This window comes from Pantoea sp. JZ2, from assembly GCF_035191405.1.
In the GTDB taxonomy this organism is placed as follows: Bacteria; Pseudomonadota; Gammaproteobacteria; order Enterobacterales; family Enterobacteriaceae; genus Pantoea; species Pantoea stewartii.
On sequence record NZ_CP045247.1, the window covers coordinates 3052773 to 3077627 of the forward strand.

General features: G+C 55.8%; 21 protein-coding genes. 2 read left to right on the plus strand and 19 right to left on the minus strand.

Annotated elements, in window-relative coordinates:
- Positions 1–504: 504 nt before the first annotated feature.
- The 4 genes from cobB to lolC all read right to left on the minus strand — a co-directional run bounded on the left by cobB (position 505) and on the right by lolC (position 4600).
- Positions 505–1338, minus strand: coding sequence for a Sir2 family NAD+-dependent deacetylase (cobB, locus tag GC087_RS14695; protein WP_033737540.1), 834 nt, complete (start codon positions 1336–1338; stop codon positions 505–507).
- Positions 1339–1459: 121 nt separating this feature from the next.
- Positions 1460–2704 (minus strand): lipoprotein-releasing ABC transporter permease subunit LolE, encoded by a 1245-nt coding sequence (gene lolE / locus GC087_RS14700; protein ID WP_324028632.1) that lies wholly within the window; start codon positions 2702–2704, stop codon positions 1460–1462.
- Positions 2704–3408, minus strand: coding sequence for a lipoprotein-releasing ABC transporter ATP-binding protein LolD (gene lolD, locus GC087_RS14705; protein ID WP_324028633.1), 705 nt, complete (start codon positions 3406–3408; stop codon positions 2704–2706). Before lolD ends, lolE begins: the two co-directional genes overlap by 1 nt.
- The gene (lolC, locus tag GC087_RS14710; protein ID WP_033737765.1) at positions 3401–4600 is read right to left on the minus strand and encodes a lipoprotein-releasing ABC transporter permease subunit LolC; all 1200 of its coding nucleotides are present in this window, start codon (positions 4598–4600) and stop codon (positions 3401–3403) included. Before lolC ends, lolD begins: the two co-directional genes overlap by 8 nt.
- A 408-nt stretch (positions 4601–5008) precedes the next feature.
- Here lolC and mfd point away from each other — a divergent pair, with 408 nt between their 5' ends.
- Entirely contained in the window at positions 5009–8458 is a 3450-nt protein-coding gene (gene mfd, locus GC087_RS14715; protein WP_058701382.1) for a transcription-repair coupling factor, read from the plus strand.
- A gap of 139 nt (positions 8459–8597) precedes the next feature.
- Here mfd and GC087_RS14720 read toward each other — a convergent pair whose 3' ends face one another.
- From GC087_RS14720 to hinT, 9 genes are all read right to left on the minus strand, one after another.
- On the minus strand, positions 8598–9902 hold the full coding sequence (locus GC087_RS14720) for an MFS transporter (RefSeq protein WP_324028634.1): 1305 nt from the start codon (positions 9900–9902) through the stop codon (positions 8598–8600).
- Positions 9903–10327: 425 nt separating this feature from the next.
- The gene (locus tag GC087_RS14725; protein WP_033737545.1) at positions 10328–10870 is read right to left on the minus strand and encodes a glycine zipper 2TM domain-containing protein; all 543 of its coding nucleotides are present in this window, start codon (positions 10868–10870) and stop codon (positions 10328–10330) included.
- Positions 10871–11146: 276 nt separating this feature from the next.
- Positions 11147–12451, minus strand: a complete 1305-nt coding sequence (locus GC087_RS14730; RefSeq protein ID WP_072209544.1) for an NAD(P)/FAD-dependent oxidoreductase — start codon at positions 12449–12451, stop codon at positions 11147–11149.
- Positions 12452–12653: 202 nt separating this feature from the next.
- Positions 12654–13196, minus strand: a complete 543-nt coding sequence (gene ycfP, locus GC087_RS14735; protein WP_006118847.1) for an alpha/beta hydrolase YcfP — start codon at positions 13194–13196, stop codon at positions 12654–12656.
- A gap of 39 nt (positions 13197–13235) precedes the next feature.
- The gene (nagZ, locus tag GC087_RS14740) at positions 13236–14276 is read right to left on the minus strand and encodes a beta-N-acetylhexosaminidase (RefSeq protein WP_039341068.1); all 1041 of its coding nucleotides are present in this window, start codon (positions 14274–14276) and stop codon (positions 13236–13238) included.
- A 39-nt stretch (positions 14277–14315) separates the two neighbouring features.
- Positions 14316–15128 carry a thiamine kinase gene (gene thiK, locus GC087_RS14745; protein WP_324028635.1) on the minus strand — a complete coding sequence of 271 codons (813 nt, stop codon included), beginning with the start codon at positions 15126–15128 and terminating at the stop codon, positions 14316–14318.
- Positions 15112–15714 carry a penicillin-binding protein activator LpoB gene (gene lpoB / locus GC087_RS14750; RefSeq protein ID WP_324028636.1) on the minus strand — a complete coding sequence of 201 codons (603 nt, stop codon included), beginning with the start codon at positions 15712–15714 and terminating at the stop codon, positions 15112–15114. The genes thiK and lpoB overlap by 17 nt, the downstream gene beginning before the upstream one ends.
- Before the next feature lie 10 nt (positions 15715–15724).
- Positions 15725–16093, minus strand: coding sequence for a YcfL family putative periplasmic lipoprotein (locus tag GC087_RS14755; protein ID WP_033737550.1), 369 nt, complete (start codon positions 16091–16093; stop codon positions 15725–15727).
- A gap of 20 nt (positions 16094–16113) precedes the next feature.
- The gene (hinT, locus tag GC087_RS14760; RefSeq protein ID WP_006118842.1) at positions 16114–16464 is read right to left on the minus strand and encodes a purine nucleoside phosphoramidase; all 351 of its coding nucleotides are present in this window, start codon (positions 16462–16464) and stop codon (positions 16114–16116) included.
- Between the two features lie 616 nt (positions 16465–17080).
- On the opposite strand from hinT, the gene GC087_RS14765 reads away from it, so the two are divergent.
- Positions 17081–18655: a methyl-accepting chemotaxis protein gene (locus tag GC087_RS14765; protein ID WP_324028637.1), complete on the plus strand. Its 1575-nt coding sequence runs from the start codon at positions 17081–17083 to the stop codon at positions 18653–18655.
- Between the two features lie 114 nt (positions 18656–18769).
- Here the strand turns inward: GC087_RS14765 and ptsG are convergent, their stop codons facing one another.
- The 6 genes from ptsG to pabC form a co-directional block, all read right to left on the minus strand.
- On the minus strand, positions 18770–20206 hold the full coding sequence (gene ptsG, locus GC087_RS14770) for a PTS glucose transporter subunit IIBC (protein WP_006118840.1): 1437 nt from the start codon (positions 20204–20206) through the stop codon (positions 18770–18772).
- 290 nt (positions 20207–20496) lie between these two features.
- A complete protein-coding gene (locus GC087_RS14775; protein ID WP_039341084.1) occupies positions 20497–21288 on the minus strand; it encodes a metal-dependent hydrolase in 792 nt (263 codons plus the stop codon).
- An 11-nt stretch (positions 21289–21299) separates the two neighbouring features.
- Positions 21300–22289: a DNA polymerase III subunit delta' gene (gene holB / locus GC087_RS14780; RefSeq protein ID WP_324028638.1), complete on the minus strand. Its 990-nt coding sequence runs from the start codon at positions 22287–22289 to the stop codon at positions 21300–21302.
- Positions 22286–22921 (minus strand): dTMP kinase, encoded by a 636-nt coding sequence (gene tmk, locus GC087_RS14785; RefSeq protein ID WP_039341090.1) that lies wholly within the window; start codon positions 22919–22921, stop codon positions 22286–22288. The genes holB and tmk overlap by 4 nt, the downstream gene beginning before the upstream one ends.
- The gene (gene yceG, locus GC087_RS14790; protein ID WP_006118836.1) at positions 22911–23930 is read right to left on the minus strand and encodes a cell division protein YceG; all 1020 of its coding nucleotides are present in this window, start codon (positions 23928–23930) and stop codon (positions 22911–22913) included. The genes tmk and yceG overlap by 11 nt, the downstream gene beginning before the upstream one ends.
- The gene (gene pabC, locus GC087_RS14795; RefSeq protein ID WP_039341093.1) at positions 23927–24742 is read right to left on the minus strand and encodes an aminodeoxychorismate lyase; all 816 of its coding nucleotides are present in this window, start codon (positions 24740–24742) and stop codon (positions 23927–23929) included. The genes yceG and pabC overlap by 4 nt, the downstream gene beginning before the upstream one ends.
- Between the last annotated feature and the right edge of the window lie 113 nt (positions 24743–24855).

Genomic DNA, 24855 nt, shown 5'->3' on the forward strand with positions numbered 1-24855 from the left:
AGGTTAAGGCTGCCGGGGCATATTCCGCACGCCAGACAGCATAAAAAAACGGGCAATCGCTGGTTTTTGCGGCGGTTAACGCAACCCTGCCCTGCATCAGCCAGATTCAGAGTCAAAACCGGGGCGCGTTTTTTTCCGCTATCGCGGCCCTTTTCTTTGCTGACAGGCTCTTGTGTCAGCAGACAGAAATATTAATAAGGCAAACACGCACAGCCGTTTCGGGCACCTGTAACCTTTGTGATGCCGATGTGATGCGCCCCAGGAAGCATCCGGCTGCGCTTAATCATACGGCGGCGGAGTTTAACGCGACTGAGGATGAGAGGAGGCAGGCAACAGCCGCATGCCGTTCGGAAACCGCACGCAGGCCGTTAACCCGTGCATCAACAGGCGGCCTGACTCCCTGCCGCCGCTGGGCTGCCGTAAACCCTGAGGCCGGCGTGTGGCGCGACCGTCTTACTGCTGAAAGTGTTTTCTTTCAGGTGTGCGGTGGCATCACACACAAGATTATTTGTGCAGCCCGTGCAACAGCTTATGTACGAAGGCGGGAACCACTTCACTTGCGAGCCCGTAGTGACTTTCGGCAAACTCATTGCCCACCTGGCTGGGCTCCAGATTCAGTTCCACCGTATGCGCGCCTTGCAGCTTTGCCTCATGAACAAAGCCCGCCGCGGGATACACGTGGCCTGAGGTGCCGATGGCGATAAACAGATCGGCCTGTTCCAGCGCCTGGTAGATGTCTTCCATACCCAGCGGCATTTCGCCAAACCAGACGACATGGGGGCGCAGGACAGAGGGAAACTGACAGCAGGTACACCGGTCGTTCTCCGTGACGTCTTCCTGCCAGTCGATCACCTGTCCGCTACTGGCACAGCGCACTTTTAACAATTCGCCGTGCATATGCAGCACACGGCTGTTGCCCGCGCGCTCGTGCAAGTTATCGATATTTTGCGTGACAAGGAAAAAGTTGTCGCCCAGCACCTGTTCCAGTTCTGCCAGCGCCAGATGCGCGGCATTCGGCTGGATCTCGGGCTGCTGAAGCTGCTGACGCCGCGCGTTATAAAAGCGCTGCACCAGCGCCGGATCGCGTCGGAAACCTTCTGGCGTGGCGACATCTTCAACCCGATGCTCTTCCCATAATCCGTCCGCGGCACGAAAGGTCCTGATACCGGATTCGGCGGATATCCCTGCCCCCGTTAACACGACGATGCGCGGCAACGGGTGCGCCGCCAGTTCGGCCTGACGATCGCGTTCGAAAATACGCTGGCGAAAGCGCTGATGCACTTTCCTGCGTGTTTTCTTCAGGCGGGCAAGTCGTATACGGCGACGAGGTGTACGCATAAAGTCTCCTGGTGCGGTGAGTAAAACGTCCGCAGGTCAATCAACAAAGTTTGGGCCAGTTGGCCCGACAATCTAAAGAACAGGGCCGACAGCGCAGCATGAACGGCGCTGTCTGGTACGACTACTGTCCACTCAGGACACGCGCCGGATCGATGCGGCTGGCGCGCCGTGCGGGATACCAACTTGCCAGCAGGCTTAGCACAATAGCGGTAATCAGTACTGAAAACACGTCCAGCCAGTGCAATTCAGACGGCAGGAAGTCGATGAAGTAGATATCGCCGGCTAACAAATGGTGACCGGTCAGCGTTTCAAGACCTTTCATCAGCGATGTCAGATTCAGCGCCACCAGTACACCGACCACCACGCCGCTCACGCTGCCCAGCAGGCCTGCCAGCAGGCCGTACCAGATAAAAATTGCCCGAATCAGGCCATCTTTTGCGCCCAGCGTCCGCAGAACGGCGATATCACTGCTCTTGTCTTTAACGGCCATCACCAGTGTCGACACAATGTTGAAACAGGCGACGCCGATCACCAGCACCATGGCCAGGTACATGATGGCGCGAATCATCTGGATATCGCGGTACATATAACCGTAGGTGCCAATCCAGCTTTTGATATACACGTAAGCGTGCGTTACTTCACCCGCCGCGCGCACCAGTTTGGCCGCCTGGAAGGGATCGTTCATCTTCAGCGCGATGCCGGTCACGCTGTCACCCATATCCAGATACTGCTGCGCGTCCGCCAGCGGCACCAGAGCCAGGCTGTGATCCAGCATTCCGCTCAGCTGCAAAATACCGCTCACCTGCAGGCGAATACGTTTGGGTTGCAGGAGCTTATTCTCACCGTCGTTGTTCGGGATCATGATGGTGATCCAGTCGCCCTGCTTCACGTTGAGCGCCATTGCGATACCACCACCGAGGATGATTTGTTGTTTCCCTGCCGCAAAGGATGACCAGGCATTGTCGGTGACAAAAGAAGGTAAGGCACTCAGCCGTGGCTCCTGTGCCGGATCCACGCCTTTCACCTGCAACGCTTCCATCTTCGCGCCACTTTCAATCAGGCCGGTAAAGTTGACATAGGGCGCGGCAGCCGCGATGCCAGGCACCTGCTCAATCGGCGCGATCAATGACTGCCAGCGCTGAAAAGGCTGATTAACGGCTTCGATTTCACCGTGCGGGACCACGGCAAGAATGCGTTTATTCAGCTCACGCTCGAAGCCGTTCATGGCGCTCAGGCCAATGATCAGCACCGCAACGCCGAGTGCAATGCCCACGGTGGAAATCACCGAGATCAGCGACACCATGCCGCCGCGACGACGGCCACGGCTAAAACGCAGCCCCAGTAACAGTGATAGCGACGATCCCATCAGACCGCTCCCGCCAGGATAATCTGATCGCTGAGCTGGCCGTCGCGCATTTCCATCTGACGCGTCATGCGTTTTGCCAGATGCAGATCGTGGGTGACCACCAGAAACGCCGTGCCCTGACGCACATTCAGCTCCCCCAGCAGTTCAAAAATGGCATCCGCATTGCGGGCATCCAGGTTACCGGTGGGCTCATCAGCCATGACCAGGCGGGGACGATTCACCAGCGCACGGGCAATCGCCACGCGCTGACGCTCACCACCAGACAGTTCAGACGGACGATGGGCGGCGCGGTGTTCCAGCCCGACGGCGGCCAGAATTTCCCGCGCGCGTGCCTGGGCTTCGCCTTTAGCGGTTTTGCCAATCAGCAGCGGCATCGCGACGTTTTCCAGCGCGCTAAAGTCGGGCAGCAAGTGGTGAAACTGGTAGATAAAGCCCAGTTCGCGGTTACGCAGTTCGGCCTTATCAGAAGAAGACATGCTGTTCAGCGAACATCCGTCAAACACCACATCGCCCGCAGTGGGCGTATCCAGCCCGCCCAGCAGGTGCAGCAGGGTACTTTTTCCTGATCCTGAACTGCCGACAATCGCCATCAGTTCACCAGGTTGCACATCAAAATTCACGTTGCGCAGTACGTCGGTCTGTACGCTTCCTTCCTGATAGCGTTTGCACAGGTCGCGGCACTGCAACAAAGGAGAGTTACTCATAGCGTAAAGCCTCAGCGGGTTGTACGGCGGCAGCGCGCCATGAAGGGTAAAGCGTAGAAAGCAGCGCAATCACCATTGCGCTGAAGGCGATAGTCACCACCTGCCACAGATTAATATCCACAGGCAGCGCGGCACCGTCCAAAAACAGGCCAATGACCGGCATCAGGTTATTAAGCTGGCTGGCTAACAGGACGCCAAGCAGCGCCCCGAGCAACGTGCCAATAATCCCGGCACTGGCACCCTGCACCATAAAAACGGCGACAATCTGACGGCGGGTTAATCCCTGGGTTTGCAGAATGGCCACTTCACCCTGCTTCTCCATGATCAGCAGGCCCAGCGAGGTGATGATATTGAAGGCCGCAACGGCAATGATCAGGCTCAGCAGCAGCCCCATCATGTTTTTCTCCATACGCACGGCCTGGAATAAATCCCCTTTGCGTTCGCGCCAGTCTTTCCAGACCATGCCCGCGGGCAGAGCCTGTTGGCTCACGCTGTCAACCTCAAGCGGCTTATCCAGCCACAGACGCCAGCCGGTGATGTTGCCCGCGGGATAGCGCATAATGCGCGACGCATCCTGCTGGTTAACCAGAATCTGATAGCCATCAACTTCGCTGTTAGCCGCATACGTGCCCGCCACGGTAAACAGGCGCTGGCTCGGCACGCGCCCCATGGGCGTGAACTGGCTGACGGACGGCACCATCAGGCGGATCTGATCACCCCGTTTCACGCCCAGCTGCGAGGCCAGTTGTTCGCCCAGGATGACGTTATACTGACCGGGCTGTAACACGCTTTGCGGCGTGTTAACGAGAAAAGGCGTCAGGGGATCCTTTTCGTCCGGCTGGATCCCCAGCATCACCCCGACTGAGACGTTGTGTGCACTTTGCAGCACCACATTACCGGTGGTCAGCGGCGCGATGCGGTCAACGCCGTTGAGCTTGAGTGCAGAGGCAGGGAATTGCTGCGGATTGATGCTGCCCGTGTTGCTGGTGATCAGCGCCTGTGGCATCAGGCCCAGGATGTTGCCCTCAAGCTCGCGCTCGAAACCGTTCATCACAGACAGCACAGTAATCATGGCCAGCACGCCAAGCGTGATACCAATGGTGGAGAGCCAGGAGACAAAGCGACCGAAACGATCCGCTGCTCTTCCGCGCATGTAGCGCAGACCGATAAATAGCGCGACAGGTTGATACATGGTATCCAATGTGCAGTTGCTGGAAAATAAGTAGAGAGGATGATAAAGGAGCTGTGCACTTTATGAAACCTCTAACCCTCTGAGTCTGCTGCAAAGTTGTATCAGAATAGGTTAGCAGACGGTTTGATGCACAGGATTAAGCCACAAAGATGATGTTTATCGTACGATCATCCACGCCCCACATCGGTATACTTATTCGGGTAAAGCGGTGACGGCTATGACCGTGACTCTGATGTACCCGATTCACTTTCCTGCGAGCCCTGTTCGCAAAAAAGATTTACACACAGCAACCCTTCTGCATCGCCTGCATCAGGCGAAGCGGCAGAAAAAATCTGCCGCAGAGGTGATCCCCATGGCGTATTATGGAATGATGACGCCCTGGTAAAAATGGAGCAACCTCGAGATCACATGTCCGAACCGACTCGCTATACCCTGCCCGTGAAATCAGGCGACCAACGCCTGCTCGGTCAGCTGACTGGCGCTGCGCACGCGGTTGAGTGTGCCAGCATCACTGAGCGCCATGCAGGTCCGGTGTTAATGATTACACCCGATACGCAAACCGCCCTGCGTCTGCTGGACGAGATTCGTCAGTTTACCGATTTACCTGTTACCCACCTTGCGGACTGGGAAACGCTGCCTTATGACAGCTTCTCACCCCACCAGGATATTATCTCGGCACGTCTGTCCACCCTGTATCAGTTGCCCACGCTGCAACGCGGCATGCTGATTATGCCGGTCAACACGCTGATGCAGCGTGTTTGTCCTCACAGCTACCTGCACGGTCATGCGCTGGTGATGCAGCAGGGCCAGAAACTGTCACGCGACCGCCTGCGCGACCAGCTTGAACAGGCCGGCTATCGCCATGTCGATCAGGTGATGGAGCACGGCGAGTACGCCACACGCGGCGCCCTGCTCGATCTGTTCCCGATGGGCAGTGATCAGCCCTACCGTATCGATTTTTTTGATGACGAGATCGACAGCCTGCGCCTGTTTGATGTCGACAGCCAGCGAACGCTGGAAGCCGTTCCCGCCATTAATTTGCTGCCGGCCCATGAATTTCCCAGCGATAAAACAGCCATTGAACTGTTCCGTAGCCGCTGGCGTGAAAACTTTGATGTGCGCCGTGAGGCAGAGCATATTTATCAGCAGGTGAGCAAAGGCACCCTGCCGGCCGGTATTGAATACTGGCAACCGCTGTTCTTCGACCAGCCGTTACCGTCGCTGTTTAGCTATCTGCCTGACAACACGTTGATCGTGAACTGTGGCGATCTGGAAGGCAGTGCCGAGCGCTTCTGGCAGGATGCGAATGCGCGTTACGAAAACCGCCGTGTCGATCCCATGCGCCCGCTGCTGGAGCCGACCACGCTGTGGCTGCGCCCGGATGCCTTAATGGGGGAACTCAAAGCCTGGCCGCGTATCCGTATGACCCATGAGGTGCTGCCGGCCCGGGCCGCCAATACCAACCTGGGCTATGAATCCCTGCCCGATCTGTCCGTTCAGGCGCAGGCGAAAGCGCCGCTGGATCATTTACGTCAGTTCCTGGAACAGTTTACCGGTGACGTGGTGTTTTCCGTTGAAAGCGAAGGCCGCCGTGAAAGCCTGCAGGAGTTGCTGGCGCGCATTAAAGTACGGCCGAAACCCATTCGTCATCTGCGCGAGGCCCGGGAGGCACAGTATGGTCTGATGATCGGTGCCAGCGAGCGGGGCTTTGTGGATACACAGGGGAAGCTGGCTTTCATCTGTGAAAGCGATTTGCTGGGCGAACGCATCAGCCGCCGCCGCCAGGATACGCGCCGCACCATTAATCCGGACATCCTGATTCGCAACCTGGCGGAACTGCATCCGGGCCAGCCTGTGGTGCACCTTGAACACGGCGTCGGGCGCTACATCGGCCTGACCACGCTGGAAGCCGGCGGCATTCAGGCAGAGTATTTGATGCTCTCCTATGCCAATGACGCCAAGTTGTACGTCCCGGTTTCCTCCCTGCATCTTATCAGTCGTTATGCCGGCGGTGCCGACGAAAATGCACCGCTGCATAAACTGGGCAGCGATGCCTGGTCGCGCGCGCGGCAGAAAGCGGCGGAGAAAGTGCGCGACGTGGCCGCTGAACTGCTGGATATCTATGCTCAGCGTGCCGCCAAGGCCGGGTTTGCCTTCAAACATGACCGTGAGCAGTATCAACTGTTCTGCGAAAGTTTTCCGTTTGAAACCACACCCGATCAAACCCAGGCCATCAATGCCGTGTTAAGTGACATGTGCCAGCCGCTGGCCATGGATCGTCTGGTGTGCGGTGATGTGGGCTTTGGTAAAACCGAAGTTGCCATGCGCGCGGCCTTCCTGGCGGTGGAGAACAACAAGCAGGTGGCGGTGCTGGTTCCCACCACCCTGCTGGCTCAGCAGCATTACGATAATTTCCGTGACCGCTTCGCTAACTGGCCGGTGCGCATCGAAATGCTGTCACGCTTCCGTAGCGCCAAAGAGCAGAATCAGATTTTGCAGGAGGCCAGCGAAGGCAAAATTGATGTGCTGATTGGCACTCACAAGCTGTTGATGAGCGACATTAAGTGGCACGATCTGGGCTTACTGATCGTCGATGAAGAACACCGCTTTGGCGTGCGTCATAAAGAGCGCATCAAGGCGATGCGCGCCGATGTGGATATCCTTACGCTGACCGCCACGCCGATTCCCCGTACGCTGAATATGGCCATGAGCGGGATGCGCGACCTGTCCATCATCGCCACGCCACCCGCGCGTCGTCTGGCGGTAAAAACCTTTGTACGGGAATACGACGACTTAGTGATTCGCGAAGCCATTTTGCGTGAAATTTTGCGCGGTGGTCAGGTCTATTACCTGTATAACGATGTCGAAAATATCGAGAAAGCCTCGCAGCGGCTGGCGGAACTGGTGCCGGAAGCGCGCATTGCCATTGGTCACGGACAGATGCGCGAACGTGATCTGGAACGGGTGATGAATGACTTCCATCATCAGCGTTTCAATGTTCTGGTATGTACCACCATCATCGAAACCGGCATTGATATTCCGACGGCGAATACCATCATTATTGAACGGGCCGATCACTTCGGGCTGGCACAGCTACATCAGTTGCGTGGTCGCGTGGGCCGGTCGCACCATCAGGCTTATGCCTGGCTGCTGACCCCACATCCCAAAGCCATGACGACCGACGCGCAAAAACGTCTGGAAGCCATCGCCTCCCTGGAAGATCTGGGGGCAGGCTTTGCGCTGGCTACGCACGATCTCGAAATTCGGGGTGCCGGTGAACTGCTGGGTGAAGAGCAAAGTGGTCAGATGGAAACCCTGGGCTTCTCGCTGTACATGGAACTGCTGGAAAATGCGGTCGATGCATTGAAAGCCGGTCGCGAGCCTTCGCTGGAAGATCTCACCAGTAATCAGACCGAAGTAGAACTGCGCATGCCTGCCCTGCTGCCGGAAGACTTTATTCCGGACGTGAATACCCGTTTATCGCTGTATAAACGCGTAGCCAGTGCCGAAACGGAAGAGGAGTTGCAGGAGCTGAAGGTGGAAATGATCGATCGCTTCGGTCTGTTACCCGATCCGGCGCGTAATCTGCTGGACATCGCCGTGCTGCGCATGAAAGCGCGAGCGGTGGGCGTGCGCAAAATTGAAGCCAGCGACAAAGGCGGTTATTTTGATTTTGCTCCGCAGAACAGTGTCGATCCGGCCTGGCTGATTGGTCTGCTGCAGAAAGATGCAAAGCAGTGGAAACTGGAAGGTCCGACACGGTTACGCTTTACCCGTGAGCTGACGGAACGAAAGGTGCGCATGGACTGGGTGCAGTCATTTATGAACCAGTTACTGGAAAATCAGGTCGCGTCTTAAACTCGCTCATCGTTTTGCATTCATGCAGCTGACAAGCCGCCTTACGGCGGCTTTTTTTATGGTTGGCTGAGAAGTGCGTATCATGCGCCTGTTTCCGCCGCCACGCTTTTCATCAGGAGCGTGTATTCATGCCGTGGTGTCAGACAGGCTTTTTATGCGGATCACGCGGTGACTGACGTCGGCCAATCAACAGCGCGCCAAGGCAGGCACAGGACGTGACCAGCATCAGGGGCGTCAGCGCGTATGTAAAACTCCCCGTGCTGGTGCGAATTAAGCCAATTAGCCAGGTACCCACAAACACGCCCAGATTATTAAGGGCATTGATTTGCCCGATGACCACAGCCGCCGCGCTGGCGGGAATCATCTCGGTTGCCATCGCCCAGAACGGGCCCTTAATCATCGACGCTGCGGTAATGGTCAGGCAAAGCACCATCAGCATCGACCAGAGATGGGTAACATACATGCTGGCCGCAAGACCGGTCGCTCCCAGCAATAACGGAAAAGCGGTGTGCAGACGACGCTCGCCTGTCTGGTCAGAGTGACGTCCCCACAGATACATCGCCAGGCTCGCCACCGCGAACGGAATGGCATTGACTAAGCCAATCTGAATAACGCTCAGGTTAAAGGTTTTAATGATTTGAGGTTGCCATAATGCCAGACCATTGGTAACGGCGGTTCCGCCCAGATAAATAAGCGTCAGCAGCAGCACGCGCGGACTGAACAACGTGGCGAACAGGCTGACGCGCGGGGTTGTCGGGGCGGTACTTTTCTGCTCTTCCGCCATCGTATGACGTAACCAGCTGCTTTCCTGCGGGCTCAGCCATTTAGCCTCCAGAGGCTGCCTCGGCAACATCAGAAAAGTCAGGAAGCCCAGCGCGACAGCCGGCGCACCTTCAAGGATAAATAACCAATGCCAGCCACGCAGGTTCATCAGGCCATCGAAATTAAGCAGTGCGGCGGACAGTGGTGAACCCAGCACGCTGGACACCGGAAGTGCCATCATCAGGATGGCCACCATTTGTCCGCGATAACGTTTGGGAAAACAAAGCGTAAAGTAATAAATGACGCCCGGGAAAAAGCCGGCTTCCGCGATCCCCAGTAAAAACCGGAGAAGATAAAAAGATACCGGGCCCTGCGCCATTGACATGCCCGCCGCCAGCAATCCCCATGCAATCATGACGGCAGACAGCCAGCGGGTTGCGCCCACTTTTGTCATTACCATATTGCAGGGCACGGCGAAAAGGCAGTAGGCAAAGAAAAACAGCCCTGCACCCAGGCCGTATGCGGCAGCGGATAAGCCGATGTCGCCATTCATTTGTAATGCCGCAAAGCCGACGTTGACGCGGTCCAGGGACGCCAGAAAATAGCCTACCGTAAACAGCGGCATCAGCCGCCATGCCATCTTGCGCACCGTGCTGTGCTCGACTGAGGTGTTATCACGCATTGAACTGTTCCCTTTTACTTTTGCACCGAAGCAAACCGGTTTTGTTATCAACGGTTAGCCTGCTTTCTCAATGCATTTGATAAGAAAGAGTAATTAAGCGTAATGCTCTTTCCCTGACTGTGCACTTTGTTCTAAATATGTAAAAATCCAGCAAGTAATGTGTTACAAAAACTGTCCTGACGTGACTGTCTGTGAATCGCGTGAATGAAAATGTCAGCCTGACGCCGCCGCTTTAACGCAGCCATATTTACCGGGCAGCGGGGATCTGATGCATAAGGTCAGCCACGCACGGCGAGCAGCCTGGAAGAGGCTATCGTTCGGTTGCGCACTTTAGCGTTCGGATAAGCAAAAAAAAGCGCATCCGGAGATGCGCTTATCATTTTTGTTATGTGTGCTGTGTGACCGCAATGCGGCAAGCTTTGCCCTTAAGCCTTGTCGCCGTTCAGGATCAATTGTCCGTTACGGTCAACCGGAATACGCGTACCCGGATCGTTTTCCATACGGATTTTACCCTGCTGGTCGCCGATCTTGTAGGTTACGTCATAACCCAGCATCTTTTCTTGTTTGTCGTATACGGTTCTGCAACGCTGTTCAGACGTCGTGTAGGTATCACGATCCTGCAGGCCGCCCTGAACCTGGTTACCGGCATAACCACCTGCCAGCGCACCGGCTACCGTTGCGACATCGCGTCCGCGACCGCCGCCAAACTGATGACCCAGCACACCGCCCGCTACCGCACCCAGTACTGAACCGGCGATACGGTTTTCATCCTGAACCGGACGACGATGCGTCAGCGTCACGTTACGACATTCCTGACGCGGTTGTTTGATAGATTCTTTTATTGGTGTTGCTGACAGCACCTGTGCGTATTGAGGACCGCGGTCAAACACGTTAATGCTTGCTACGGCGGCAACACCCAGTGCCGCTGCCACGCCAATACCGATACCCGCTAACATTGATTTATTCACAGGAAGTTCCTCCTGAAAGTGTTACCGCGCATTTCTGCCGCTGGATATCCCTCACAGCACTGGCAGAACCGGCGTGCGCGACTCGCCGTTTGGTTGAGATAAGTTTTACAGATGTAAAGCTTTTGCAATATCGGAATTTGGGAAGAAAATCGCGCCAACAGTGGTACTACCACGTTTTCGGAGAGTTCTGAACAGGAATGACAGCGTAAAATCGTGCGCGGGTTTCGCCACCGGAACAGCACCGGTGGCGAAGTCAGGCGAATCCGCCCCGTACTCTTAGTGCAGTTTCAGCCGGGGGCGAATCACCCGGTTCAGGCTCCCCACCACCATCATCAGGCCAGTTTTGATATAGCCATGCAGAGCGACCTGATGCATGCGGTACAGGGAGATATAGACAACACGAGCGATGCGCCCTTCAATCATCATAGAGCCACGCATCAGGTTGCCCATCAGGCTTCCTACCGTACTAAAGCGCGACAGCGACACCAGCGAGCCGTGGTCTTTATAGACGTAGGCTTTCAACGGTTTGCCCCGGTACTGCAGCAGGATGTTATCCAGCGCACAGGACGCCATCTGATGAGCTGACTGCGCACGCGGTGGCACGAATCCGCCACCCGGCAAGGCACAGGAGGCGCAGTCGCCGATAGCGTAGATATTCTCATCCAGCGTGGTTTGCAGCGTGTCTTTGACCACCAGTTGATTAATGCGATTCGTTTCCAGTCCACCGATGCCTTTCATAAAATCAGGCGCTTTGATGCCCGCTGCCCAGACCATTAAATCGGCTTCGATAAATTCGCCGCTCTTCGTGTGCAGGCCCTGCTTATCTGCGCTGGTGACCATCGTTTGTGTCAGCACGCGAACACCCAGCTTTGACAGTTCCTGATGGGCCGCCGCCGAAATACGCGGTGGTAAGGCTGGCAGGATACGTTCGCCCGCTTCCACCAGCGTTACGTTCAGCGCTTCACTGTCGAGCGCCTTATAGCCATAGCTGTGCAGTTGCTTCACGGCATTATGCAGCTCCGCCGACAGCTCAACGCCTGTTGCTCCGCCCCCGACGATGGCGATATTGACCTTCTCCAGCGCCCCTTCACTGGCCGAGAATTTCAGGAACAGGTTGAGCATTTCGTTATGGAAACGGCGAGCCTGGTGCGGGTTATCAAGAAAAATGCAGTGATCTTTGACGCCCGGCGTCCCAAAGTCGTTTGAGGTACTGCCCAGCGCCATCACCAGCGTGTCGTAGGCCAGTTCGCGCTCGGGCACTAATACGTCCCCCTGCGCATTGACCACTTCGGCCAGCTGAATCACTTTCTTTTCGCGGTTGATGTTAGTGAGCGAACCCAGCTGGAACTGGAAACCGTGATTACGGGCATGCGCCAGATAACTCAGCGCATCAATCCCTTCATCCATCGATCCGGTAGCGACTTCATGCAGCAGCGGCTTCCACAAGTGACTGTGGTTGCGATCGACCAAAATGATCTCGGCTTTCTTTTTACGCCCCAGCTTGTGGCCCAGTTGCGTGGCCATTTCCAGCCCGCCGGCACCGCCGCCAACAATAACAATTTTCTTAACAGATGCAGTCAACAAGGACCCCCTCAAATTGTGAACCAAAAGTTAATCAATGGTTAAATTAAACCTTAATAAACATAGGGTTGGCGACATAACATCGCTATCTGAAGGCAGAATACCATGACGGCCCCGGATGGGCCTCAGAAAATTGATGTACATCAAATTTAGCAGACTGTTCCTGGCATAAAGCCCGGCATCGTGCGGTTGCCGCGTTGTGTTACACGGTGGTTTTGAAGGCGTTGATTCGCTGGAGATGGGGCGAGAGATTCCGGAACTTATGGCTTTCGCTTTCGTCCCAGATAAGGGGGTAATAAGGCTGGAGCAGCGTCGCGGTGCGCTGGCTGTCAAGCGCCTCATCATGACGCGCTAAAATGGTCAGGCAGCGGTCACGATTACGCTCGCGAAAATCGCTGACGCACTTGGTGGCTATATCCAGGTACTCTTCAGGACGATCAATCCTGCCTTCCATGGTCTCGAAGGGAAAGAGGTTGGGATTAAACAGGACCTGACGGATACCGCATAAAAAACCAATACGCTCGGACCAGTAGCCTCCTAAGCCGACTCCGCAGATCAGCGGACGGGGATCATCACTGAGGCCCAGCATCTTATCCGTTTCTTTCAGCAGAAATTGCATGTCATGTTTAGGATGACGGGTGCTGTAACTGATGAGTCTGACATCAGGATCGATAAACTGCAGTTGCAACACTTTTTCGTGGTTGCCCGGGCTCGTCGCGTCAAAACCGTGCAGATAAATAATCATGTTTATCCTCTATGGCTGTCGCGCCGGGCAACCTGATGGCTATAACGCGGCTTTATGTGCCAGCCAGCGCGCCTGTAGCGCACTGAGCTGCTGCGCATTGTCTTTCCAGCGGCGACTCGCTTTCAGGCTCTCCCGGCTCAGGGTTCCACGATGATACAACTGCATGACTGGCTCCGCTTCGATCAGGGTCAAATTATCTATGACACTGACGGCGCCCTTGCGATCGTTACAAACCAGAACCATGTCACAACCGGCAGACAGTGACTGCTGCGCACGCTCCGCATAGCTGCCCATAACGGCGGCACCTTCCATGGAGAGATCGTCAGAGAAAATCACGCCCTTAAAGCCCAGTTCCTGGCGTAACACCGTTTTCAGCCAGTAGGGTGATCCGCTGGCAGGAAGCGGGTCCGCTTCGCTGTAGATCACATGGGCAGGCATAATGGCATCCAGCGCCTGTTCATGAATCAGCGTACGAAAAATGGCCATATCGTGCTCGCGCACCTCGGCTTCACGGCGATTGTCGCGCGGGGTTTCTTTATGGGAATCTGCGCTGACCGCACCATGACCGGGGAAATGCTTACCGGTCGTCTTCATTCCCGCCTCATGCATACCGGCAATAAAGCGGCGCGCTATCGCGAGGGCGATCTGCGGATCCGCGTGAAATGAGCGGTCGCCAATGGCCGCACTGATGTGGCCGATATCCAGCACCGGCGCAAAGCTGATGTCGATATCCATCGCTATCATTTCGGCGGCCATCTGCCAGCCTGCCTGCTGGGCCAACTCCCCTGCCGTGCTCATATCGTGGAGCGCAGCAAATGACTGCATCGCCGGTAGTGTGGTGAAGCCGTCACGAAAACGCTGTACCCGCCCACCTTCCTGATCGACGGCCACAACCAGACGAGTGTGCGACGCGGCGCGGATCTGACGGACCAGCTCGGCCAGTTGCGCCGGATCGTGGTAATTGCGGGCAAAAAGAATCACGCCACCTACCAGCGGATGGCGCAGTATGTCGCGCTCTTCGGCATCCAGCTCGAAACGCTCAACGTCCAGCATGAGTGGGCCGGGAAAACGTGTTGTCATAACCTGTATCCTGTCTCTCTGCGCCTCTGCGCAAAGCCGTTAAATCTGTGACCAGCTCTGTTGAGCCAGCTGTTGTAATTGGGCATCGCCACTCTGTTCTGCGCGCAGTTGATACCAGCTGGCCACTAGCAGGTGCAGCCATGGTTGCCAGCGACGAACCTGACGCTGAAGTGAAGCCAGCGGTAACTGCATCCGCTCAGCATAGTCGGTTAGCCAACCCGTTTGCTGATCCGGCACGGCTAAACAGACGGCGGCCAGCTCCAGCGCCACATCCCCGTCCGCGGCATATTCCCAGTCGATAAGATGCAGCCCCTGCGATGACTGGATCAGGTTGGCAGGATGAACATCCATATGCAGCGGGGCAAGGCGCAACGGACGCGGCTCACCCTGCTCTGTCAGCCGTTTTAGCTGGCGCAGCCAGCAATACTGACGCTGCTGGCACTGCTGCCAGTATTGCCACAGCAGGGGTAACAGCACGACACGATAACCGGTCAGCGGCTGGTGATGAAGCCGCTGGAGGAGCGTAATCACCTCGTACCGCTGTGCACGAAAACCCGCCTCATCCAGCACCTCACCTTCCTGCCAGGGCAGGATAAGGCCATGGCGGTTACCCGCCAGCGGCGCGTTCACCAGCCCGCTGGGCTGCAACTTGCGCAACACACGGTGCTCGCGCTGGCGATTAACGAACGGTATCGCGGGATGCGGTGCCGGGCGGAGAAGATAGCGTCCCTGTGCGGTCAGGATGCGACAACTCTGCCCGGTTAAGCCCGCGAGTGAGGTCAGGTTGACCGGCTGCTCACCCGTTGTAGCCTGAATCAGCTGTAAAAAAGCGGTATTAATTCTGGGCGACACCGTTGCCCGACCAGATAATTTCGCCCGTCTGCACCAGCATGAGCTGCATCTGGATGGTCGGCGTTTTGACGTCACCCTTCGCCGTGCTGTAAAGCACATACTGGGCGTTAACGTTACGCGCCAGGCCAATCGCTTTACTGCGTGAGTTAAGACTGTCGTCCGGCGAAAGCCCCAGCGCCTGTTTGGCCTGCGCCAGCTGCTCCGGCGACACCAGGCTGAACTTACCATTGTTGTTCAGCGCCGTCTGAATGGCACTGGTTGCCTTCTCCGACTGGAGTGAACCGTTGGTGTTGTTTTTGATACGATCTACCAACAGCACGCTGCCCGGCTGCACAGTTGCGGCACGCACCATTTGGGCGACCAGCGGCTGTACGGTGGCATCCCAGTTAATTGTCACCAGCTTTGGCGGCTGCGGAACGGGTTGAGGCTGAGGAACCGGCTGCGGCTCAGGCTGAGGAACGGGCTGAGTCTGTTCCTCGGGCTGAGTTTGCTGTTCCACGGGGGCAGGCTGCTGCTGTTTCAACACACAGCCCGAAAGAATAAGCGCCATCATCAGTGCGCCAATACGATTAACACTGCGAATCACGTAACAGTCCTCAGAGATAGATATAGAGACGAACCTTGCTGGCCGTCAGGTTACCCAGTTGCGACACCGCAGCGACGCTGCCGTCAGGCGGCACCGTGACAATCTGCGCGGGTTCACGCGGCGTTATTTCCAGCCCTTTATCGTCGTACCAGTAATAACGATAGTGCACCACAACCGGCGTTTCACGCTGATTGTAGAGTATGCTGCTGGCACGTTTCTGACCGTCGTGGTCATCCAGCGTGGGCTCATCGGTAATAATGCCCGCTGAAAGCACGGATGATTCCATCACCAGCGACTGAGACGTATTGATCATCGGTTTATCACTACTGCAACCGGTCAGACTCAGCAAAACGGCCAGTCCTGTCAGCCATGAACGCATAGCAAGGTCCCCTTCAGGGATCAATGTGACAGCATCGGACCAAGCGGTTTACCGCCTACCAGATGCATATGAATATGGTAAACTTCCTGACCACCGTGCTGATTGCAGTTGACGATCAGGCGATAACCCTCTTTATCAATCCCTTCTTCACGCGCAATCTTCGCCGCCGCCGTGAACATCCGGCCAAGCGCCTGCTCATGTGCCGCCTCAACATCGTTGGCGGTCGGGATAAGAATGTTAGGGACAATCAGGATGTGCGTGGGGGCTTTAGGCGAGATATCGCGAAACGCCGTGACCAGTTCATCCTGATAAACCACGTCGGCGGGAATTTCGCGACGGATGATTTTACTGAAAATCGTTTCTTCAGCCATAGAGAGCAGTTCCTTTAGCCTGGGTAGATAATCTCTCAGTATGCGGGAGAAATTCGTTTTCTTTCAACCTCGCGCCGCTCTTTCTTACATTAAGTGGCGGTGTTTAACGCATTTCCGCCCTTGTAAGGGCACGAAACGGGCCTTTCCATTTTTATCACCCCACAGTCAGTATCGTCTCCTTTCCTGCGACCTGCCGGGTAATGAAACGATCACGTATCTCTGGTTTTCACGCGCAGCAGCCCTGCAAACGTTGGGTCGTTGCCACAGTCTCCGCTCCCCTGCTGTCCTGGCCGGGTTGACGGATATCACCCGCTGTCTTTCCGTGCAACAACAGCCCTTTCTGCTCTACGCACTGTTGACCCCAACAGTCGGCTCATCCACAGCGTGACGGGCGTTGCTTAAGTCCCTGCATTACTGAGCGGGGGTAACAGCAAAAGGTTGCAACATTTGATCATTAAAGCCCTATCATTTCTTGCCGAAACTATAAATAACGTGTCGGATTAGTTTGATCCCGAGCCCGTCGCGTTTTACACCGCTTCAGGCCGTTAAATCTTGATGCGCAATAACGTGCCTGAATGAAAACGATTACAATTAACCGTTAAACAGGATGTTAATTATGCGATTCTTACAACGCGTTAAACTGTCACACCGACTGATTTTTCTCACCGCTTTTTTCCTCATCGCCATGGTCATTATTGCCGTTATCTGTCTTCATTCTCTCAGAACACTGGCGGCGTCAGAACAGCAGTTATACACATCGCGGCTTGAACCGGTTCAGATGATGAACGTGGCGGCCCGCGAAATGGCGACCCACTTTCGTCGGGGCTATGCGTATGTTTTTCCGGGTGGCAACGTCACCGCGGCCGAATCCCGTCAAAATACGGTAAAATTTAACCAAAAATCACAGCAGTCGGTCCAGACCGCAGTGGATTTTCTGAAACAGTCCCAGGATCCCGCATTGGTCGCGATTACGCAAAAAGTGTTGCAGGCCTGGCCGGACTATCTGGCCTCTATGCAGCGGGTTTATGCGCTGGCGAACAATAACGACATTCCGGGCGCCCTGAAGGAAATTGCCACGCACACCGACCGTCTGCACGTCGCTGTCAGAGATCCGCTGCTGGAGGCCGTGAAGATTTACAACGCCTCTGTGCATCAGGTCATTGATGACAATGTTTCCCACATAGACAGTACCTCGTTCACGCTCATTCTGTTAATCGGTCTGACCTTCCTCGCCGGCGGCGTACTCGGTACGCTGATTTTTATCTCCGTCATGAAGCAACTGGGGGCGGAACCGGAAGTGGCGGTCCACATGGCGGGACTGATTGCGCGTGGTGACCTTCACGGGCACAACGAAACAAAACCCGGTGATACCTCCAGCCTGATTTTTCAGTTGTCTGTGATGCGTCAGCACATCCGCGATCTGATCAGTGAAGTTCAGGACGCCGCTGAGCAGGTGGCAAAATCCTCCGCAGAAATCGCCAACGGCACGCAGGATTTGTCACGCCGTACCGAGTCTCAGGCATCTGCACTGGAAGAAACCAGCGCCTCAATGGAACAGCTCTCTTCGGCAGTACAGAGCAATGCAGATAATGCGCGGGTGGCCAATGATGTCGTCAAACACGCGTTTCAGATTGTGGCCAGCGGCGGCCAGTCCGTCTCGGATGTAGAAGAGACCATGCACGCTATCCAGGACAGCAGCAGCCGGATAGGGGAAATCATTAGCGTGATTGACGGCATTGCTTTTCAGACCAATATCCTGGCGCTTAACGCGGCGGTCGAAGCGGCCCGGGCGGGCGATCAGGGACGGGGTTTTGCTGTGGTAGCCGGTGAGGTTCGCAGTCTGGCACAACGCAGTGCCGTGGCGGCTCAGGAAATCAAAGCGTTGATTACGGAGAGCCACTCGCGGGTAGCAACCGGGGTGAATAATGTCAGCGTGGCGGGCGAGACCATGAAGGCGGTGGTGAAAGAGATTCATCGCGTTAACGATCTGGTTGCCGAAATCAGCACCGGAAGCCATGAGCAGAGCACCGGCGTGAAACAGGTCGGCATTGCCGTGGCGCAGATGGACAGCGATACGCAGCAGAATGCGGCACTGGTTGAAGAAACGGCGGCGGCCACAGCTCAGTTGCAACGGTTGTCCGATCTGCTGTTGCAGACGACCTCTAAATTTGTGACGCGTCAGGCCAGCTAAAGCCAGCCCAAAACAGGTTATCGCCGTCATGCCGTTATGTCATGCCATAAAAAAACAGCGTTGAGTCGGAACTCAACGCTGTTTATGAAAGGCAAAAACGTACGCTACGGCCTGTTACATTTTACGGATATAGTCATCCATATCGGTTTTCAGGTTATCAGATTTGGTGCCGAAAATGGCCTGAACCCCTGAACCTGCCACGACCACACCGCGTGCACCCAGGTTTTTCAGTTCTGTTTGATCGACCTTGCTGACATCCGCCACGCTGACGCGCAGACGGGTAATACAGGCATCCAGGTTGGTAATGTTATCTTTACCGCCAAACGCCGTAACCAGTTTGCCCGCCATTTCGGTGCCGGTTGCTGATGACGACTGCTCGCTGGCGCTGTCTTCACGGCCTGGCGTTTTCAGATCCAGCTTAACGATCAGCACACGGAACACGGTGTAGTAAACCGCCGCATAAATCATCCCGATGATCGGGAACAGCCAGATTTTGCTGCTGTTACCACTCAGAACGATAAAGTCGATCAGTCCGTGAGAGAAGCTGGTGCCATCACGCATGCCGAGCAGAATACAAATCGGGAACGCCAGACCGGCCAGGATCGCATGGATGACATACAGGACAGGCGCAACGAACATGAACGAGAATTCGATCGGCTCGGTAATCCCGGTCAGGAACGAGGTCAGTGCAGCCGAAATCATGATGCCGCCCACTTTCGCCCGGTTTTCTGGTTTTGCCGAATGCCAAATCGCAATGGCGGCCGCAGGTAAGCCATACATCTTAAACAGGAAGCCCCCCGACAGTTTACCTGCGGTTGGGTCACCCGCCATATAGCGCGGAATATCGCCGTGGAAGACCTGACCTGCCGCATTGGTATATTCACCAATCTGCATCTGGAAAGGGACGTTCCAGATGTGGTGCAGACCAAATGGCACCAGCGCACGTTCAACCACGCCGTAAATACCAAAAGCGACCACAGGGTTCTGATAGGCTGCCCACTGTGAGAAATCCTGAATCGCTGAACCGACCGGCGGCCAGATAAATGACAGTACCAGGCCCATCGCGATAGCCGCCAGACCGGAAATAATCGGCACAAAGCGCTTGCCCGCAAAAAAGCCCAGATACTCAGGCAGCTTGATGCGATAGAAGCGGTTGAACATGTAAGCCGCGATGGAGCCGGCAATAATACCGCCCAGCACACCGGTGTCCGCCAGGTGTTTGGCCTCAATTTCTGCCGCAGGCAGATGCAGCACTAACGGTGCCACCACGGCCATGGTTTTCACCATGATGCCATAAGCCACTACCGCCGCCAGGGCCGAAACGCCATCGTTATTGGTGAAGCCCAGCGCAACACCGATGGCAAAAATCAACGGCATATTCGCAAAGACCGAGCCGCCCGCTTCCGCCATAACATGTGAGACGACCACAGGTAACCAGCTGAAATTGGCGGAACCTACTCCTAATAAAATACCGGCGATAGGCAGAACCGACACCGGCAGCATGAGCGATTTACCAACTTTTTGTAAGTTGGCAAAAGCGTTTTTGAACATAACGTGAAACTCCTGAGTATGAGTGCGTTTTTCGCGCAGTGCGCGTGGTAAAGAGGGAGGTTCTTTACCGGTTGACGTTATCCGCCATTTTGATTTATTACGAAGGGTAAAATAAATTACGCCTCGTTACTTTGACGGCTATCACGTTTCGCAAACCAGAGCGCTCAGACGGGTAAACATACGTGCATAACCGCCTATTTTTTCAGCGAAATCCTCTGACTCTGTTGGACAAAAACAGAGTCAGCAGCGGATATTTCGTATTTATTACAAAGCCTGAAATAAACTAACTGTCAGGCGCCGAGGCGGCTCATGGGGATATGGAAAAGCGTGGAGAAATTCTGCGTGGTGGTTGCCGCCAGCGTCTCGATATCCACGCCTTTCAGTACCGCCAGATAGTCCGCTACATCGCGTGTATAGGCCGGTTGATTCTCCTTGCCGCGATAAGGTACAGGTGCCAGATAGGGCGAATCGGTTTCAACCAGAATACGATCAAGGGGAACATAGCGTGCCGCCTCGCGTATCTGCTCAGCATTGCGGAACGTCACGATCCCTGAGAAAGAAATGTAGAACCCCATATCCAGCAGCTTCGCCGCTGTCGCCTGATCTTCCGTAAAACAGTGTAGTACACCGCCGCAGCGTTCAACCTGTTCTTCACGCAGAATCGCCAGAGTATCTTCACGCGCATCACGCGTGTGCACGATGATCGGCTTGTTCAGCGCGATCCCGGTACGGATATGCTCGCGAAACGAGTGCTGCTGCTGCGCTTTGGTTTCCTGCTGGTAATAATAATCCAGTCCGGTTTCACCCAAGGCCACCACCTGTGGATCGGCGGCCAGCCGACGGAATTCGTCGACATCGTAAGGTTCCTCCTGGTTCAGCGGATGTACACCGCAGGAGAGTGCGATATTTTCGCGACCGCCTACCAGCGCCTTTAACGTGCTAAAGCCAGGTAACGTTGTGGCAATCGCCAGCATAAACCTGACGTCGCGCGCTGCCGCTTTGGCGATCACGTCATCAAGATCCTGATGGTTTTTTTCATAGTCAAGGCCATCAAGATGGCAGTGGGAATCAACAATAAACATAGTTTTCTCAGTCAGCCGGGTACTGCGGGCTTCAGGTTGTCCGCCCAGCTCAGTAGCCTGTCAGTTAACAAAAGTTCACGATTCACTGCCGCAACCTCTGACAGCGTTTCGCGGCAGCGCATCCAGTCCTGAGCGCTGTTGTTCAGCGCCGTTTGCGAGAAATGCTGCGCCAGCATCGCCACTACATCCTGACGATCCACATTGATCAGCCACTGTGTCGCACCCTGCTGCCACTTGATGGCATCCAGTATCAACGCCAGCAGCCAGCCTATGCGCGTGCCTGGGTTATCAGTATTCAGTACTGGAAGCAGTTGCAGGATGTCCTGTTGCAGGGCGCTGGCAAGGGCATCACAGAGTGCCTGCCTTGCCTGCCATGCTCGCTCATCCAGCAGCGCCAGGGCGGCACCGGGCGCGCCCGCACTCAGGCGCAGCGCAGCCAGTAAGTGTGACTCGTCATACGCTCCCTGCTTTCTGAGCCATGCCAGACTGTGGGCTTCGTCTGGCGGTGCCAGCGTTAACACCATACAGCGGCTGCGCAGCGTCGCCAGCAAACGCGAAGGTTCACGACTGCTCAGAAAGAACCAGCTGTTTGCCGGCGGTTCTTCAAGGGTTTTCAGCAAGGCGTTCGCTGCCGCATCACTGAGCTGCGACGCATCGGGCAGCCAGACGACTTTAGCCCCGCCCTGCTGTGCATGGTGGTACATTTTTTCCGTCACCTGGCGCACGGCATCAATGCCGAGCGTGGCTTTGCCTTTTTCGGCTTCCAGCCGGTACCAGTCAGGATGCGTGTTTGCCTGCATCAGTTGACAGCCATGACAGTGACCGCAGCTTTTCAGTCCGTCGCGGCACTGACACATCAGCCAGCGGCTCATTCCCCACACCAGGGCATCATCGCCCATGCCTTCCATGGCATTCACCAGCAGCGCGTGATGCGCGCGATCCGCCTGGTGCTGTGCAATCACCTGCCGGTAAGGCTGGTTTAGCCAGGGATACCAGTTCATGCCCGCTGTTCCGCCAGCCAGGCAGACAATGTGGATTGCAGCGCGGTGGTCACCTGTTCCAGAGGCTGCGTCGCATCGATTGTCCGAATCGTCGCATCTTCCGCCGCCAGGGCCAGGTAGCGGTCACGCGTGCGTTCGAAAAAGCGCAGTGACTCCTGCTCGATGCGATCCAGCGCACCACGAGCGCGGGCACGTTGTAATCCTGTTTCCGGTGTGACATCCAGATACAACGTCAGGTCAGGACGAAAATCCCCCAGCACCGTATCACGCAATGTACGCATCAGTCCGGCATCAACCCCACGGCCGCCGCCCTGGTAAGCCTGAGAGGAGAGATCATGCCGATCGCCCACCACCCAGGCGCCGCGCGCAAGGGCCGGTTTAATCACGGTTTCGACCAGCTGGACACGGGCGGCGTACAGCATTAACAGTTCCGCTTTATCGGTCACCTGCTCGCCCTCAATGCCCTGCTTCACCAGAATACGGAGCTGTTCAGCCAGCGGCGTACCGCCGGGTTCACGGGTAAAGACGATGTCTTCAATCCCGTGTGCCTGTAACGTTGCCACAATGGCCTCACGGGCCGTGGTTTTTCCCGCGCCTTCCAGGCCCTCAATCACAATAAACTTACTGTCCATTTTTTTCCTTTAACGCAAGCCGGTAAGCCTGGACGGCCTTGTTGTGGCTGGCAAGATTGGTCGTGAACGTATGTCCACCTTTGCCATCCGCCACAAAATAGAGGTAGTTGGTTTTTTCCGGATGGGCGGCGGCAATCAATGAAGCCTTACTCGGCATCGCAATCGGGCCTGGCGGCAAACCACTGATGATATAGGTATTGTACGGCGTCGCTGTTTCCAGATCTTTGCGTGTCAGCGTGCCATTGTAGGCTGCGCCCATACCGTAAATCACGGTCGGATCGGTCTGCAGGCGCATGCCCGTCCGCAGTCGGTTAATAAACACAGAGGCCACTTTCGCCCGCTCTTCACTGACGCCCGTCTCTTTTTCAATGATCGACGCCATCGTCACCATCTCCTGCTCATTCTTGTAGGGCAGGTTGTCCATGCGGCCTTGCCAGACTTCATCAACCATCTTTTGCATTCGCTGATGCGCACGCGTCAGCAACGCAATATCCGTTGTATTGGCGGTATACAGATAGGTATCCGGGCAGAAGCTCCCTTCCAGCTGATTTTCATCCAGCCTGAGCGCCTTTGCCACGGTGGCATACTTATCATCAGGCAACGTATGTTTTACATAAGGTGCCTGGCGTAATTCACTCAGCCACTCCTGCAGGCGTTGTCCTTCTACAAAGCGCAGCGGGAACTGGGCCTCTTTGCCGCTGGCCAGCAACGCCAGTAGCTCGCGCACCGTCATTGACGGTTCCAGACGATAGGTCCCGGCTTTGAATTTTGCCAGTTCAGGCTCAAACTTCAGCAACGCGCCAAACCAGATGCTGTGGGGAATAATATGCTGACTTTCCAGCTGGGCTTCTAACGCCACACGGCCCGTCCCGGCGGGCAGCGTGTAAATCGTTTCCTGGGAAAGGGTCAGACGGCTGGCAGCAAGTTGCTTCACCTGCCAGTAGCTGACGCCTGCGGCCGCCAGCAGCACTGCCAGCACACCCGCAATAATTTTTTTGCTTCGACTCATTCTGCTTCCATTATCGTTTTACAGCTTGCCTGTAGCTGGTTAAACAATGTGCGTTGATGAAAGGTCACCGCATCAAGTTGTCGAACGGGCAAGACGGGCATGAGCGTATTACAGATGACAATTTCGTCTGCGGCTAACAGCGCCGCCAGCGTCGCCTGCACCACCTGACAACTCTGTCCTGCTGCACGTATTTGCGCTATCAGATTCTGCCGCATAATGCCGTCAACGCCAGCCTGATCCAGCCGGGGCGTAAAGATCGTGTTGCCGCTCCGCCAGAATAAATTGGCCGCACAGCATTCCACCACCCAACCTTCGGTGTCAAGCACCAGGGCTTCATCCGCGTCTGTCTGCTCAAGATGGGCACGAATCATCACCTGTTCAAGCCGGTTGAGATGTTTTAGCCCGGCAAACTGGGGGTTGCGTGCCAGCCGGACCGGACTGACCACCAGCCTGACACCGGTATTTTCTAACGCAGCATAGTGCCCGGGCCAGTCAGAGACCGAGACAATACGCGTCGGCCCGCTGCAGCCCGCACGGCTGTAACCGCGTCCCCCACTGCCTGCGCTGATAATGACTTTGAGCACCGCGCTGTCATGGCCCGAGGCCGCCTGCAACATTTCCCCCGCCAGAGCCTGCCAGTCAACATTCTGTAACCACAGGCGTTCGCAGCTTTGCTGTAGCCGCTGAATATGCCAGTCAAACAGCGCGATATTGCCCTTGATGATAGCGGCCGTGGTAAAGCAGCCATCGCCAAATTGTACGGCGCGATCGCGGGCCGTGAGATGAGATTGTTCGATGCCGTTAATCCACATTACCGCGTCTCCCGTATCGATATCGTGGTTGTCATGACGGTGATTTTATCGGTTTCTCTTCGTCGCTGGACAGAAAAAAGGCCCGCATAGCGGGCCTTTTAAGCAATCATAAA